The organism is Rhodocista pekingensis (genome assembly GCF_042665545.1).
GTDB classification, from domain to species: Bacteria; Pseudomonadota; Alphaproteobacteria; order Azospirillales; family Azospirillaceae; genus Rhodocista; species Rhodocista pekingensis.
In genome coordinates this window covers 572,058-586,674 of the sequence record NZ_JBHTCM010000004.1, presented here as the reverse complement: position 1 = coordinate 586,674, position 14,617 = coordinate 572,058, and the positions used below count along the sequence as shown (strand labels likewise).

18 protein-coding genes and 1 tRNA gene are annotated in these 14,617 nt (G+C 69.7%); 16 read left to right on the top strand and 3 right to left on the bottom strand.

Annotated features, from left to right (window positions below):
• Positions 1-7: 7 nt before the first annotated feature.
• The 9 genes from nrdR to ACFQPS_RS03335 all read left to right on the top strand — a co-directional run bounded on the left by nrdR (position 8) and on the right by ACFQPS_RS03335 (position 8,589).
• The gene (gene nrdR / locus ACFQPS_RS03375) at positions 8-472 is read left to right on the top strand and encodes a transcriptional regulator NrdR (RefSeq protein WP_377356430.1); all 465 of its coding nucleotides are present in this window, start codon (positions 8-10) and stop codon (positions 470-472) included.
• Positions 473-482: 10 nt separating this feature from the next.
• Complete coding sequence (ribD, locus tag ACFQPS_RS03370) at positions 483-1,622, top strand: bifunctional diaminohydroxyphosphoribosylaminopyrimidine deaminase/5-amino-6-(5-phosphoribosylamino)uracil reductase RibD (RefSeq protein WP_377356428.1); 1,140 nt, start codon at positions 483-485, stop codon at positions 1,620-1,622.
• An 81-nt stretch (positions 1,623-1,703) separates the two neighbouring features.
• On the top strand, positions 1,704-2,294 hold the full coding sequence (locus tag ACFQPS_RS03365; RefSeq protein WP_377356426.1) for a riboflavin synthase: 591 nt from the start codon (positions 1,704-1,706) through the stop codon (positions 2,292-2,294).
• Complete coding sequence (gene ribB, locus ACFQPS_RS03360; RefSeq protein ID WP_377356425.1) at positions 2,291-3,439, top strand: 3,4-dihydroxy-2-butanone-4-phosphate synthase; 1,149 nt, start codon at positions 2,291-2,293, stop codon at positions 3,437-3,439. The genes ACFQPS_RS03365 and ribB overlap by 4 nt, the downstream gene beginning before the upstream one ends.
• Positions 3,440-3,468: 29 nt before the next feature.
• On the top strand, positions 3,469-3,933 hold the full coding sequence (locus ACFQPS_RS03355) for a 6,7-dimethyl-8-ribityllumazine synthase (protein ID WP_377356424.1): 465 nt from the start codon (positions 3,469-3,471) through the stop codon (positions 3,931-3,933).
• A 22-nt stretch (positions 3,934-3,955) separates the two neighbouring features.
• Positions 3,956-4,495, top strand: a complete 540-nt coding sequence (gene nusB, locus ACFQPS_RS03350; protein ID WP_377356422.1) for a transcription antitermination factor NusB — start codon at positions 3,956-3,958, stop codon at positions 4,493-4,495.
• Between the two features lie 30 nt (positions 4,496-4,525).
• Entirely contained in the window at positions 4,526-5,560 is a 1,035-nt protein-coding gene (gene thiL / locus ACFQPS_RS03345) for a thiamine-phosphate kinase (RefSeq protein ID WP_377356421.1), read from the top strand.
• Positions 5,561-5,741: 181 nt separating this feature from the next.
• Positions 5,742-6,194: a flagellar basal body-associated FliL family protein gene (locus ACFQPS_RS03340; RefSeq protein ID WP_377356419.1), complete on the top strand. Its 453-nt coding sequence runs from the start codon at positions 5,742-5,744 to the stop codon at positions 6,192-6,194.
• Positions 6,195-6,459: 265 nt separating this feature from the next.
• The gene (locus ACFQPS_RS03335; protein ID WP_377356417.1) at positions 6,460-8,589 is read left to right on the top strand and encodes a sodium-translocating pyrophosphatase; all 2,130 of its coding nucleotides are present in this window, start codon (positions 6,460-6,462) and stop codon (positions 8,587-8,589) included.
• 119 nt (positions 8,590-8,708) lie between these two features.
• On the opposite strand, the gene ACFQPS_RS03330 is transcribed toward ACFQPS_RS03335, so the two are convergent.
• The gene (locus tag ACFQPS_RS03330; RefSeq protein ID WP_377356415.1) at positions 8,709-9,179 is read right to left on the bottom strand and encodes an outer membrane protein assembly factor BamE; all 471 of its coding nucleotides are present in this window, start codon (positions 9,177-9,179) and stop codon (positions 8,709-8,711) included.
• A 187-nt stretch (positions 9,180-9,366) separates the two neighbouring features.
• Between ACFQPS_RS03330 and ACFQPS_RS03325 the strand changes: the two genes are divergently transcribed.
• The 7 genes from ACFQPS_RS03325 to ACFQPS_RS03295 all read left to right on the top strand — a co-directional run bounded on the left by ACFQPS_RS03325 (position 9,367) and on the right by ACFQPS_RS03295 (position 13,926).
• Positions 9,367-9,909 (top strand): ubiquinol-cytochrome C chaperone family protein, encoded by a 543-nt coding sequence (locus ACFQPS_RS03325; protein WP_377356413.1) that lies wholly within the window; start codon positions 9,367-9,369, stop codon positions 9,907-9,909.
• 5 nt (positions 9,910-9,914) lie between these two features.
• On the top strand, positions 9,915-10,487 hold the full coding sequence (locus ACFQPS_RS03320) for a YceD family protein (RefSeq protein WP_377356411.1): 573 nt from the start codon (positions 9,915-9,917) through the stop codon (positions 10,485-10,487).
• Between the two features lie 101 nt (positions 10,488-10,588).
• Entirely contained in the window at positions 10,589-10,771 is a 183-nt protein-coding gene (gene rpmF, locus ACFQPS_RS03315) for a 50S ribosomal protein L32 (protein WP_012566520.1), read from the top strand.
• 61 nt (positions 10,772-10,832) lie between these two features.
• On the top strand, positions 10,833-11,900 hold the full coding sequence (gene plsX, locus ACFQPS_RS03310; protein WP_377356409.1) for a phosphate acyltransferase PlsX: 1,068 nt from the start codon (positions 10,833-10,835) through the stop codon (positions 11,898-11,900).
• Entirely contained in the window at positions 11,900-12,874 is a 975-nt protein-coding gene (locus ACFQPS_RS03305; protein ID WP_377356407.1) for a beta-ketoacyl-ACP synthase III, read from the top strand. Before plsX ends, ACFQPS_RS03305 begins: the two co-directional genes overlap by 1 nt.
• A 145-nt stretch (positions 12,875-13,019) precedes the next feature.
• On the top strand, positions 13,020-13,340 hold the full coding sequence (locus tag ACFQPS_RS03300) for an integration host factor subunit alpha (protein WP_012566517.1): 321 nt from the start codon (positions 13,020-13,022) through the stop codon (positions 13,338-13,340).
• On the top strand, positions 13,315-13,926 hold the full coding sequence (locus tag ACFQPS_RS03295) for a MerR family transcriptional regulator (RefSeq protein ID WP_417715159.1): 612 nt from the start codon (positions 13,315-13,317) through the stop codon (positions 13,924-13,926). The genes ACFQPS_RS03300 and ACFQPS_RS03295 overlap by 26 nt, the downstream gene beginning before the upstream one ends.
• Before the next feature lie 127 nt (positions 13,927-14,053).
• On the opposite strand, the gene ACFQPS_RS03290 is transcribed toward ACFQPS_RS03295, so the two are convergent.
• Together ACFQPS_RS03290 and ACFQPS_RS03285 are read right to left on the bottom strand one after the other, a co-directional pair.
• Positions 14,054-14,130, bottom strand: a tRNA-Pro gene (locus ACFQPS_RS03290).
• A 132-nt stretch (positions 14,131-14,262) separates the two neighbouring features.
• A complete protein-coding gene (locus ACFQPS_RS03285) occupies positions 14,263-14,541 on the bottom strand; it encodes a hypothetical protein (RefSeq protein ID WP_377356405.1) in 279 nt (92 codons plus the stop codon).
• Positions 14,542-14,617 lie beyond the last annotated feature (76 nt).

Genomic DNA, 14,617 nt, shown 5'->3' with positions numbered 1-14,617 from the left:
GGACTGCATGCGCTGCCCGTTCTGTGGGAACGACGATACCCAGGTGAAGGACTCGCGGCCGACAGAGGACAATTCCGCCATCCGGCGGCGGCGTTTCTGCCCGGCCTGCGGCGCCCGCTTCACCACCTTCGAACGGGTGCAGCTCCGCGAACTGACCGTGATCAAGAGCGGCGGTTCGCGGGAGCCCTTCGACCGCGAGAAGCTGCTGCGCTCCATGCGGATCGCCCTGCGCAAGCGCCCGGTCGATGCCGACCGCATCGACCGGGTCGTCAACTCCATCGTGCGCCAGCTCGAATCCTCCGGCGAGACGGAGATCCCGTCCAGCCAGATCGGCGAGATGGTGATGAACCACCTGGGCACCTTGGACAAGGTCGCCTATGTGCGGTACGCCTCGGTCTACAAGGACTTCCGGGAAGTCGCCGACTTCAACCAGTTCGTGGAGACGCTGCGCACCGACGCGCCGGCGGGGTGAGCGGTACTCCATGACCGTGTCACCCTCCATCGAGGCGGGCCGGTTCTCCGACCAGGACCGCGCCCACATGCGGGCCGCCCTGACGCTTGCCGCCCGGGGACTGGGCCGGGTCCGGCCGAATCCCTCGGTCGGCTGCGTCCTGGTCCGCGAGGGCCGCGTCGTCGGCCGCGGTGTCACCGGAGCCGGCGGCCGACCGCATGGCGAGACGGAGGCCCTGCGTCAGGCCGGGGAACTGGCCCGCGGTGCCACCGCCTATGTCAGCCTGGAACCCTGCAACCACCACGGCAGGACGCCGCCCTGCACCGAGGCGCTGATGGCGGCGGGCGTCGCCCGCGTCGTCGTCGCCTGCGAAGACCCGGACCCGCGCGTCTCCGGCGGCGGGCTGGCGCGGCTGCGGGCGGCCGGGCTGGATGTCGCGTCCGGCCTGCTGGAGGCCGAGGCGCAGGAACTGAACGCCGGGTTCTTCCTGCGCATCCGCGAGGGCCGGCCGCTGGTGACCCTCAAGCTCGCCACCTCGCTGGACGGGCGCATCGCCACCCGCACGGGGGAGAGCCGCTGGATCACCGGCTCGGTGGCGCGGGCCTGGGGGCATGGGCTGCGCGCCAGCCACGACGCCATCCTGGTCGGCATCGGCACCGCGCTGGCGGACGATCCGGAGCTGACCTGCCGGCTGCCGGGGATGGCGGACCGCTCGCCCGTCCGCATCGTGCTGGACAGCCGGCTGCGGCTGCCGCTCACCGGCAGGCTGGTGCGGACGGCCGACCGCACGCCGCTCTGGATCGTCACCCGGCCGGACGCGGCGGAGCCTGCGCGGATGGCGGCCTTCGCCGACTGCGGGGTGGAGCTGATTCCGGTGGAGCCCGGCCCGGAGGGGGAGATTTCCCTGCCGCAGACCCTGCGCGCCCTGGCCGCCCGCGGCATCACCCGTGTCCTGGCGGAAGGCGGGGCGCGGCTGGCGGCGTCGCTGCTGCGCGACGGTCTGGCCGACCGGCTGGAATGGTTCCGCGCCGGCCTGCTGCTGGGCGGCGACGCGCTGCCGGCCGCCGTCGGCTTCGGCGCTGACCGGCTGACCGACGCGCCCGGCTACGAGCGCATCGCCGTCCGGCCCGCCGGCGAGGACCTGCTGGAGAGCTACCGCCGCCGCGGCTGAGCGCGCCGGATCCGACCGCGCGGCGGTGGCCGCGCATCCAAAACGCTCGCCAGGGGGCGGGGGACATCCTAGGTTAGCTGCATGTTCACAGGCATCATCACAGACGTCGGTCATGTCGCCGCCATCGAGCGCCGGGGCGACACCCGTTTCACCATCGGAACCCGCTTCGACACCGGGAGCATCGACCTGGGCGCCAGCATCGCCTGCAACGGCTGCTGCCTGACCGTGGTCGAGCTGCTGCCCGGTGCCTTCCGCGTGGACGCCTCCGGGGAGACCCTGTCAAAGACCACCCTGGGCGACTGGCAGGTGGGCACCCCGGTCAACCTGGAACGGGCCCTGCGCCTGGGCGACGAGCTGGGCGGCCATATCGTCTCCGGCCATGTCGATGGCGTGGCGGAGGTGCTCTCGGTCGTGCCGGAGGGCGACAGCACGCGCTGGCGCTTCCGGGTGCCGGACGCCCTTGCCCGCTTCATCGCGCCGAAGGGATCGGTGGCGCTTGACGGCGTCTCGCTCACGGTGAATGAAGTGGACGGCCCCGTGTTCGGGGTGAACATCATTCCGCACACCCGTGCCCACACGACCTTCGGAACGCTCCGGCCCGGCGGACGTGTGAACATGGAGGTGGACATGCTGGCCCGGTACGTGGCGCGGCTGGCGGAGAGCCTGGGATGACCGCGATGGACGATGTCCGCCTGCCGCCCGAGGACCGGGCGGTGCTCTCCAGCACGGAAGAGCTGATCGAGGAGGCCCGCGCCGGCCGCATGTTCATCCTGGTCGATGACGAGGACCGGGAGAACGAGGGCGATCTGGTGATCCCGGCCCAGATGGCGACGCCGGATGTCATCAACTTCATGGCCAAGCACGGCCGCGGGCTGGTCTGCCTCGCCATGGACGGGGAGCAGATCAGCCGGCTGAACCTGCCGCTGATGGCGCAGCAGAACGGCACCCGCCATCAGACCGCCTTCACCGTCTCCATCGAGGCACGCACCGGCGTTACCACGGGCATCTCCGCGGCCGACCGGGCGCGCACCATCCAGGTCGCCATCGACCCGGCCAGCACGCCGTCGGACATCGTCACGCCGGGGCATGTCTTCCCGCTGCTGGCGCGTGACGGCGGCGTTCTCGTCCGGGCCGGCCATACCGAGGCCTCGGTGGATTTCGCCCGCATGGCCGGGCTGCTGCCGTCGGGCGTGATCTGCGAGATCATGAACGACGACGGCACCATGGCGCGGCTGCCCGATCTGGTCGGCTTCGCCCAGCGCCACGGGCTGAAGATCGGCACCATCGCCGACCTGATCGCCTACCGCCGCCGCACCGAGACGCTGATCGAGCGCGTCTACCGCACCTCGATCACCAGCCATCACGGCGGCCATTTCGAGATGATCGTCTACCGCAACCGCATCAGCGGGGCGGAGCACATCGCCCTGGTCAAGGGCAGCATCGCCGGTGGCGGTCCCGTGCTGGTCCGCATGCATGCGCTGGACGTGATCCACGACCTGCTGGGCGATGCCCGCCGCGGTCCCGGCGGGGAGCTGCCGGCGGCGATGGAGGCGATCGCCGCGGAGGGCCGCGGCGTCATCGTCGTGCTGCGTGAGGCGCAGCCCTTCAGCCTGCCCGAGCGGCTGCGCGCCATGGACGCCGATGGTCAGCACCCGGCCGCAGAGCTGCGCGACTACGGTGTCGGCGCCCAGATCCTGAACGATCTGGGGGTGCGTGAGATGGAACTGCTGACCAACACGAAGAAGACGGTGGTGGGGCTGGAGGGCTACGGCTTGACCATCGTCGGCCAGCGCGGCATACCCACCCGCCCGGCCTGACGGCCGGCCCATCCGAGGAGACGACCGCCATGGCCGACGCGCCGCACATCATGATCGTCGAGGCCCGGTTCTACGAGGACCTCGCCGACGAAATGGTCCGGGGCGCCATCGCCGAGCTGGAGAAGGCCGGCGCGACCTATGAGCGGTTCAGCGTTCCGGGAGCCTTCGAGATTCCGGCGGCGATCCAGTTCGCTGTCCGCTCGATGGATTTCTATTCCGGCCGCCGCCGCTTCGACGGCTATGTCGCGCTGGGCTGCGTCATCCGCGGCGAGACCACGCATTACGACTACGTCTGCGTGGAGAGCGCGCGGGGTCTGCAGGACCTGGCCTTGCGTCACACGCTGGCGATCGGGTACGGCATCCTCACCGTGGAGAACGAGGAGCAGGCCTGGGCCCGCGCCTCCGTTGCCCACAAGAACAAGGGCGGGGGCGCTGCGCGTGCCTGCCTTGATATGATCGAGCTGAAGCGCCAGTTCCGGCTCTACGCCCGCTGACCCGCCGCAAGGCCGGACCGAGATGCCCCCGAAGAAGACAGTTTCCCCGCCGCCCCCGGCCGCCGAGCCGGTCCCGCCCAAGCCGACAGGGTCGGCCAAGGCACGGCGTAGCGCTGCCCGGCTCGCCGCCGTGCAGGCGCTCTACCAGATCGAGCTGGGCGGCACGCCGAGCGAGACGGCGATCGGCGAGTTCGTGCGCCACCGTCTCGGTCAGGAGATCGACGGCGACCACTACGTCTCCGCCGACCCGCAGCTCTTCGCCGACATCGTGCGCGGGGTCACGGCCCGGCAGGCCGATGCGGACCAGCTCATCTCCGGGGTGCTGGACCGGCAGTGGGGCCTGGACCGGATGGAGCCGATCCTGCGCGCCATCCTGCGCGCCGGGGCCTGGGAACTGCTGGGCAACACCGGTGTGGCGCCGCACATCGTCATCAACGACTACATCGATGTCGGCCACGCCTTCTTCGCCGGCCGCGAGCCGGGGATGGTCAACGGCGTGCTCGACCGCATCGCCCGCCAGCTCCGCCCGGAGGAGATGGCGGCGCGCGAGACGCGCCGGTGAGCGGGGGCCGCCCGTGAGCGGGGGCATCCGGTGACCGGGCAGGGCGCGACCCCGGCCGCGCCCGGTTCCGCTGCGCCCGCGGCCGCGGGCGAATTCGGCCGCATCGACCGCTATCTGAAGCCGCTCGCCCAGGGCTATCCCGGGGCCTTCGGGCTGACCGACGATGCCGGCACCGTCGCCGTGCCGGCGGGCATGGAGCTGGTCGTCACGACGGACGCCATGGTCGCCGGCGTCCATTTCCTGCCCGACGATCCGCCGGAGGACATCGCGGCCAAGCTGCTGCGGGTCAACCTCTCCGACCTTGCCGCCAAGGGGGCGGTGCCGCTGGCCTACAGCCTGGTCACGGCGCTGCCGCGGGACTGCGCGGAAGACTGGCTGGCCCGCTTCTGCGCCGGGCTGGGCGAGGATCAGCGGCGCTACGGCATCCATCTGCTGGGCGGTGATTCCGTCTCGACCTCCGGGCCCGTCACCCTGACCGTCAGCGCCCTGGGACTGGTCCCGGCCGGGCGGATGGTGCGGCGGGCGGGGGCGCGTCCCGGCGATCTCGTCTTCCTGACCGGAACGGTGGGCGATGCCGCCCTGGCCCTGCTGCGCGTGCTGGGACGGGAGCCGGCGGCGCTGCCGCTGGCGGCGGACTGGGCGCCGCTGGTCGCCCGGCTGCGGCGACCTGAGCCGCGTCTGGCCTTCGCCCCGGCCCTGCGCGAGCTTGCCAGCGCCGGACTGGACGTGTCCGACGGGCTGGTCGCGGACCTCGGCCATATCGCCGCCGTCTCCGGCGTGGCGATCGAGATCCGGGCGGACAGGCTGCCGCTGTCCGCGGCGGCGCGGACCCTGCTTGCGGCGGCGCCGGATCTGCTGGCGACGGTACTGACCGGCGGCGACGACTATGAGCTGGCCTTCACCGCCCCGGCGGCGCGGGAGGCGGCGGTGCTCGCCGCCGGCCGGGCCTGTGGCGTGTCCGTGACCGGCATCGGCCGTGTTCTCGCCGGGGGGCCGGCCGTCACGGTACTGGACGCCGCAGGCGCGCCCCTGCCGCTCGACCGCCCCGGCTGGCAGCATTTCTGACGGCCGCCCCGCCGGATCGGCGGGTCCTCCTGGGGGCGACGGTGCTTGAGGAAATCGAAAGGACTGCTGTGGCCTTATCCGGGGGGATTGCCGCAGCGTCTGCGGCGGGCGGCCCATCGCCTTGCCCGTCCGCCGGGGCTATACTCCTTACGGATGCGCCATCCCGGCGCCGGGACCGCCCATGAAGAAGATCGTCCTGTTCGCGCTCGCGCTTCTGATGCTGATCGGTGGCGGTGTCGGCGGCTACATCATGTTCGGTCAGCACAAGGACGGCGCCCACGCCGCGGAGGAGAAGCCGAAGCCCGTGGGGCCGCCGGCCTTCGTCACCATCGGACCGCTGATCCTGCCCGTGATCGGGGACAAGCGGGTGGAGCAGACGGTGATGCTGACGGTCGCCATCGAGGTGCCGGACGAGGCGACGAAGGAGCAGGTCAAGCTGATCTCCCCGCGCCTGAATGCCGCCTTCCTCACGGCCCTCTACGGCAACATCGGCAAGGCACAGGTCCTCGACGGCCAGATCATCGACGTGGCCGGGGTGCGCTCGAAGCTGATGGAGGCAGCGGTCAAGGAACTGGGGGCGGACGTGGTCAAGGATGTGCTGATCCAGACGGTCAGCCAGCGTCCGGCCTACTGACGGAGCGGCTCGGACCCTCCGTGGCAATCGCCCGGCCGGTGCTGCGACGGCGGAATGACGCACGCCTTCCGGATAGGCTCCGGACAGGCCAAAACCCCAGCAATCCTGCGGCCTTTCGGCCAATCTGACGCCCTGCCATGTGATTGCCAAGAAAATGCCACCGTGGCATTTTCCCGGCACTCTTCTGGCGCCGGCCGAGCCAAGCCCGACCGGGTCCTCGAACGAGGCCGACCCGCCGGTGCCGCCAACGGGCTAAGGGAACGTCATGACAACAACCGTGCTACTCTTCGTGCTGGCCTGCGGCCTGCTCGCCATCGCCTACGGCGTGATCACGTCGCGGTCGGTGCTGGCGGCGAGCCCGGGTAACGCGCGCATGCAGGAGATCGCCCAGGCGATCCAGATCGGCGCCAGCGCCTACCTGAACCGCCAGTATTCGACCATCGCCATCGTCGGCGGCGTCATTTTCGTGGTCGTGTGGCTGCTTCTCGGCCTGCATGTCGGCATCGGCTTCCTGATCGGCGCGATCCTGTCGGCCGCGGCCGGCTATATCGGCATGAACGTCTCGGTCCGGGCCAACGTGCGGACGGCGGAGGCTTCCCGCCACGGGCTGGCGAGCGGCCTGTCCATCGCCTTCCGCGCGGGTGCGGTCACCGGCATGCTGGTGGCCGGTCTCGCGCTGCTGGCGGTCGCGGGATACTACTTCGCCCTGATTTCGATGGAGTACGACGGTCGCGGCCTGATCGACGCGCTGGTCGCGCTCGGCTTCGGCGCCTCGCTGATCTCCATCTTCGCGCGCCTGGGCGGTGGCATCTTCACCAAGGGCGCCGACGTGGGCGCCGATCTGGTGGGCAAGGTCGAAGCGGGCATCCCCGAGGACGATCCCCGCAACCCGGCCGTGATCGCCGATAATGTCGGCGACAACGTGGGTGACTGCGCCGGCATGGCGGCTGACCTGTTCGAGACCTATGCGGTGACGGTCGTGGCGACCATGGTCCTGGCCTCGATCTTCTTCGCCGGTCAGGCGTTCCTGCCGGAGATGATGGTCTATCCGCTGGCGATCGGCGGCGTCTGCATCATCACCTCCATCATCGGCACCTACTTCGTGAAGCTGGGCAGCAGCAACAGCATCATGGGTGCCCTCTACAAGGGCTTCATCGCCTGCGGCGTGCTCTCGCTCGGCGCCATCGCCGCGGTGACGACCTGGGTGCTGCCGGAAGGCTTCGACACGGCCCTGACCGTCGGCGGCAAGACCTTCACCGGCACGAGCCTCTATCTCTGCGCCGTCATCGGTCTGGCCGTGACGGGGCTGATCGTCTGGATCACCGAGTACTACACCGGCACCGACTACCGCCCGGTGAAGTCCGTCGCGCAGTCCTCCACCACCGGGCACGGCACCAACGTGATCCAGGGTCTGGCGGTGTCCATGGAGGCGACGGCCCTGCCGGCGCTGGTGATCTGCGCCGCCATCATCGCCACCTACCTGCTGGCGGGCCTGTTCGGCATCGCCATCGCGGTGACCAGCATGCTGGCGGTGGCCGGCATGGTCGTGGCGCTGGACGCCTACGGCCCGGTGACGGACAACGGCGGCGGTATCGCCGAGATGGCGGACCTGCCGAAGGATGTCCGTGTCACCACCGACGCGCTGGACGCGGTGGGCAACACCACGAAGGCCGTGACCAAGGGCTATGCCATCGGCTCGGCCGGTCTGGGTGCCCTGGTGCTGTTCGCTGCCTACAACGAGGACCTCAAGTACTTCATCGCCAACCCGGAGAAGTACCCGTACTTCGCCGGGCTTGAGGGCCAGCTCAACTTCGGCCTCGACAATCCCTTCGTCGTCGTCGGCCTGATCATCGGCGGCCTGCTGCCGTACCTGTTCGGCGCCATGGGCATGACCGCCGTCGGCCGCGCCGCCGGCTCCGTGGTGGAGGAGGTGCGTCGTCAGTTCCGCGAGAACAGCGGCATCATGGCCGGCACCAGCAAGCCCGATTACGGTCGCGCCGTGGACATGCTGACCCGCTCGGCGATCAAGGAGATGATCATCCCCTCGCTGTTGCCGGTGCTGGCGCCCGTGGTGCTGTTCTTCGTGGTCTTCGTGATCGCCGGCAAGGGCGCCGCCTTCTCGGCCGTCGGCGCCATGCTGCTGGGCGTGATCGTCACCGGCCTGTTCGTCGCCATCTCGATGACCTCGGGCGGCGGCGCCTGGGACAACGCCAAGAAGTACATCGAGGAAGGCCACCACGGTGGCAAGGGCTCCGACGCCCACAAGGCGGCGGTGACCGGCGACACCGTCGGCGACCCCTACAAGGACACGGCGGGCCCCGCCGTGAACCCGATGATCAAGATCACCAACATCGTTGCCCTGCTGCTGCTGGCGATTCTCGCCCACGGCGGCTGACGGTTCCGACCGTCGGAACGAAGAAGCCCCGGAACCGCAAGGTTCCGGGGCTTTCCTTTTCAGAGGGCCTGACCACCGTTCCGCGGCGGCCCTGCAATCGGGGGGGGGGCGGGACGGGCCTAACGCCTGCCGCCCTTCTTCTTCTTGTCGTCGTCCTTCTTCTTGCGCGTCGGACGGTTCAGGTTGCCGACGAGCTGTTCCAGGAAGCTCATGTCGCGCCCGACCGTCGGCGTCGCCGCCTCGGACGGATCGATGGCGCGGGCGGCGTTGCCGTCGATCTCGTCCAGCGCTGCGACGGTGCCGTTGCCGTCGAAGCGGATGCGGACGATCCGCTGCTCCACCACATCGGGCTGGAAGAAGGCCGTCTGCTCCGTGCGGCGGCCGATATAGTACCAGACGTTCGGATCGACCGTTCCGGTCGCCGTCGGATAGCCGAGCAGGTACTGCACCTGGTCGCGCGAGGTCGCCCCGGGCTGGATCTCCGACAGACGTTGCGTGTCGGTCAGGTTCCCGCGGGTGGCGACGATCGGCGAGCAGCCGGCCAGCGCGAGGCCGGCGGTCAGAAGCAGGAGGGTGGATCGCTTGTGCATCGTCTGAGGCGTCGCTGTTTCCGGAGGGCCGCACGCGGCGTCGCATCGGGGGCGGGGGCTCCAAGGTCTGCTTGACTGCCCCGGCTCCTTGCCCCATTTGGCGGGTGACATTCGCATCCGCCGCCGCGGCCTGTCAACGACGCCCCCGTCGTCGGCCGGCCCTGTGCCCCTTCTGGACACGCTTCCCGTGCTGACACGCCTGTTCCGCCCGAACACCAAGCGCACCGTGGCGCTGCTTTATGGCCGTATCGTGACCCAGGCGCGCCTGCCCGGCTTCTACCGGGACTGCGGCGTGCCCGACACCTTCGAGGGGCGCTTCGAGATGGTGTCGCTGCACGCCTGGCTGGTCATGCGCCGGCTGGCGAAGGAGGGGGAGCGTGCAGCCGCGTTCAATCAGGCCCTGTTCGACTTCATGTTCGCGGAGATGGATTCGGGGCTGCGGGAGATCGGGGTCTACGATCTGAGTGTCGGGCGCAAGGTGAAGGAGCTGGCGTCCCACTATTACGGGCGCGTCGCCGCCTACGACTCGGGGCTCGCGGCGGATGCCGCGCCCGAGGCGCTGGAGAATGCGCTGGACCGCAATCTGTTCGGCTCCACCCTGCCGGAGCGGGCGGCCGTCCGCCGGGTCGCCGACTATGTGAGGCGTGAGGCCGCCGCCCTGGACAGCTTCCCGGCGGACCGCCTGCTGGCGGGCGAGGTCGAGTTCGGGCCGGCGCCGCAAGCGGAGTGATCGACATGACCGAAACTGCAAGGACGGCGCCGGAATTCTCCCGGCCCGTGATCGCCGATACCGTGTCGCCCGGCGGCATGGTCGAGAAGATCGAGGCGACGGCGGCGGAGCGCGCAGCCCTGGCCCGCCGCTTCGACCTCCAGGACATCGCCTTCCTGAAGGCGACCGTGCGGCTGCGCCGGGTGCGGGGCGAGATGGTCCGCGTCACGGGCGAGCTGGAGGCGGACGTGACGCAGACCTGCGTCGTCACGCTGGAGCCTGTGGCCGCCCATGTCGCGGACAGCTTTTCAGCCCTTTTCGCGCCGGACCACCTGCTCCCCAAGGAGACGGAGGAAGAGGAGATCGAGGTCTCCTTCGCCGCGCTGGAGGAGGCCGACGTGCCCGAGGCCATGCCCCGTGGTATCATCGACATCGGGGAACTGGCTGCCCAGCACCTGTCGCTGGCGCTCGATCCCTATCCCCGCAAGGAGGGGGCCAGTTTCGAGGACATCGTGGAGCCGGAGGAGGAGGGGGCGGTCGTCGAGGCGGCCCGGCCCAATCCCTTCGCTGAGCTTGCAAGGCTGAAGCGCCCCACCTAAAGTCAGGATTCTCGCTTGCCCCCTGGGAGCAATTCCAGTATCCAAGCGCTCCGACCCAGGCGGCCCCCCGTGGCCGCCTTATAAATTGCGAGTTGACGATCATGGCTGTTCCTAAGAAGAAGACCTCCAAGTCGCGGCGTGACATGCGGCGGTCGCACCACGCGCTGAAGGGCTCGGCCTACGGCGAGTGCCCGAACTGCGGTGAGCTGAAGCGCCCCCACCATGTCTGCGGTTCCTGCGGCCACTACGACGGCCGCGAGGTTGTGCAGAACGCTTCGGCCTGACCTCGACGGGGGAGACCCCTTGACCGGTTTGTCAGCCAGCGGCGAAGGACCCGCCTGATCCGTGAGCGAGCGCTTCTGTATCGCCCTCGACGCCATGGGCGGGGACCATGCCCCTGACATGGTCGTCGCCGGAGCGGACATCGCCCGGGAGCGGTGCCCGAACGTCGACTACCTGTTCGTGGGGGACGAGGAGCGGATCCGTCCGTTGCTCGCCCGATACCCCGCGCTGGCGGCGGTCTCCACTGTCCGGCACACGCCCGATGCCATCGCCGGGGACGCCAAGCCCTCGGTGGCGCTTCGTGCCGGCCGCACCTCGTCCATGCGGCTCGCCATCGATGCCGTGGCGTCGGGTGAGGCTGCCTGCGTCGTCTCCGCCGGGAACACCGGCGCCCTGATGGCGATGGCGAAGTTCGTGCTGAAGACGCTGCCGGGCATCGACCGGCCGGCGATCGCCTCGTTCTTCCCCACGCTGCGGGGGGAGAGCGTGATGCTCGACCTCGGCGCCAACCTCGAATGCGATGCGGACAACCTCGTCCAGTTCGCGGTCATGGGCACGGTGTTCTCGCGCACCGTCCTGGGCCTGCTGGAGCCGACGGTCGGTCTGCTGAACGTCGGGTCGGAGGAGCAGAAGGGTCACGAGTCGATCCGGCAGGCCGCCAGCGCGCTGCGCGCTTCGGCCCTGGCGAAGAACTTCCGTGGCTTCGTCGAGGGCAACGACATCGCCGCCGGCAGCGTGGACGTGATCGTGACCGACGGGTTCAGCGGCAATATCGCCCTGAAGACGGCGGAAGGCACGGCCAAGCTCTATGCCGAGTTCCTGAAGCGGACCTTCAAGTCGTCGCTGCTGGCGAAGCTGGGCTATCTGCTGGCCCATGGCGCCTTCCAGAAGCTGCGGCTGCGGACCGATCCGCGCCGCTACAACGGCGCCATGTTCCTGGGGCTGCGCGGCGTCTGCGTGAAGAGCCATGGCGGCACCGATGCCCTTGGTTTCGCCAATGCCATCGGCGTCGCCGGCGATCTGGTCGTCCACGGCTTCAACGAGAAGATCCGGGACGAGCTGGCCCGCTTGCAGGCGGCTCTGGAAGCCGCTGCTCCTTCCCCCGAAGCCACCGAGGCGGCTGCCGTCTGATGCCCTTGCGATCCGTTATCCTGGGATGCGGCGCCTACCTGCCGGCGCGCGTCCTCACCAACGAGGATCTGACGCGGATCGTCGAGACGTCCGACGAGTGGATCGTCGAACGGACCGGCATCAGGTCGCGCCACATCGCGGCGGAGGGGGAGACCACCTCCGATCTGGCCGAGGCCGCGGCGCGGGCCGCCCTGGCCCATGCCGGCGTGGCTGCGGACGAGGTGGACCTGATCGTGCTGGCGACCGCCACGCCCGACCAGACCTTTCCGGCCACGGCCACGAAGGTGCAGGCCCGGCTGGGCATCACGCGCGGCGCCGCGTTCGATGTGCAGGCGGTGTGCTCGGGCTTCGTCTATGCCCTCGCCATCGCGGACAATTTCATCAAGGCCGGTCAGGCGCGCACGGCGCTGGTGATCGGGGCGGAAACCTTCTCCCGCATCCTGGACTGGACCGACCGCACGACCTGCGTGCTGTTCGGCGACGGTGCCGGCGCCGTCGTGCTGCGCGCGGAGGAGGGCGAGGGGACGGCTGCCGACCGCGGCATCCTCTCCACCCACCTGCATTCCGACGGGCGCCATCATGACCTGCTCTATGTCGATGGCGGTCCGTCCACGACGCAGACGGTCGGCCACCTGCGCATGAAGGGGCAGGAGGTCTTCAAGCACGCCGTCGTCAACCTCGCCCATGTGGTGGAGGAGGCGCTGGCCGCCAACGGCCTGTCGCCGGCCGACATCTCCTGGCTGGTGCCGCACCAGGCCAACCTGCGCATCATCGAGAGCACGGCGCGCAAGCTGAAGCTCGACGGGTCGCGGGTGGTGCTGACCGTGGATCACCACGGCAACACCTCGGCCGCTTCCATCCCGCTGGCGCTGTGCGAGGCGGTGCACGACGGCCGCGTTCAGCGCGGCGACATCGTGCTGCTGGAAGCCATGGGCGGCGGCTTCACCTGGGGGGCGGCGCTGGTCCGCTGGTGAGGGCGGCATGCCCGTCCCGCCGTACCCCTGACTGCTGCGCGGTCACGCGAACATCTCAACATTCCGCGCCAACTCTTTGGAATTGACGGATTTATGCCGCCAAAGTACGGTTTTTGCCACAGGGGCGTCTGGGGGGATATGCGCCATGGCCAATACCGTAACGCGCGCGCAGTTGAGCGAAGCGGTCTATCAGGAGGTGGGCCTGTCGCGGAATGAATCCGCCGATCTGGTCGAAAGCGTCCTGGATGAGATTTCCGATGCCTTGGCCCGGGGCGACATGGTTAAGATCTCTTCCTTCGGCAGTTTCTCGGTGCGGGCCAAGGGCCAGCGCATCGGCCGCAATCCCAAGACCGGGGAGGAAGTGCCGATCCTGCCCCGCCGTGTCCTGGTCTTCCGCGCCAGCCATGTGCTGAAGAACAGGATCAATGAGGGCCTCGTGAATGGCTCGGACGGTGCTGGAGCCTGAACGTCCCATGGCGGACGGGGCCGCAGCCGAGACCCGTTCCCGGGCGCCGGCCAAGTCCGCCAGCGCGTTCCGTACCATCAGCGAGGTTTCGGCCGACCTCGACGTTCCGCAGCATGTGCTGCGCTTCTGGGAGACGAAGTTTCCCCAGATCAAGCCGCTGAAACGCGGCGGCGGCCGGCGTTACTACCGGCCCGACGATGTGGAGCTGCTGCGCCGCATCCAGTCTCTGCTCTACAAGGAAGGCTATACGATCAAGGGCGTGCAGCGGCTGCTCAAGGAGAGCCGCGGTGCCGTGCCCCCGCCCGGCAAGGTGCCCGATCCGGCGGACGCCGGCGGCCCCACCTGCCTGTTCGAGGAGGCGCTGGAGACGGGCGAACCCGATCCGACCGAGGAGGAGGGGGCTGATGCGCTCCCTGATGCGCCCCTCGACATCTCCGCCGAATCCGCCTGTGCCGGTCCCGCCTCTGCCGATCCTGACGACCCGCTGTCGCCTGCCGCGCCCGGCCTGTCCGCGGACAAACGCCGTGCGCTTGAAGCCATTCTCACCGAGCTGATCGAGCTGCGCCGGATGCTGGATCGGCGGTAGCGGGGGATGCCCTGCACGCAGCTGAGAACGCCCGGAATGCCGTGCGCAGGCAGCCGGACGATTCATCGAGATTTTTGGCTTGTCGCTGAGGCTGTGGCGGTCAGGGGAAAACCACCGTTGGAGAGAATGGTCGGAGCGACTGGATTCGAACCAGCGACCCCCAGACCCCCAGTCTGATGCGCTACCAGGCTGCGCTACGCTCCGACCTCTCCAGCGGGCTGCGAGGGGTGCCCCTCAAGCCCGGGCGCGGACTATAGCCACCTCGTCCGGGCGATGCAACGCCTGCGATGGCACTTTCTGCACGGAATGATCATCGGCCCGGAAAACCTGGGGATTTCAAGGCGTCCGGTCGCTTTCCGGAGACGCCAGGACAAGCGCGCGGCCGGCATCGGTCAGTCTACAGACCAGCCAGTCGGGCTTGATCGGGTTGGCGAACCAGGGTTCCGCCCAGCCCGCTTCGATACAGGCCCGCACGGTGGCGGCACCGATCCGCCGGCCGTCCGCATCGAAGAGGGAGAGCTTGCCGCCCGGCTGGGAAACCCCGCCGCAGAGCCAGCGGAACTGCTGCGGGGTCGGCCTGTCCACCTTCTGTCCGGTTGCCCGTTGCCCGTCCATCTCCCGGCCGCCTCCGCCGCTCCCCGGCCCTCGGCGCGGGTCCGCCCTGCCGCAAGCCCGAATGACGCGAAAGTGA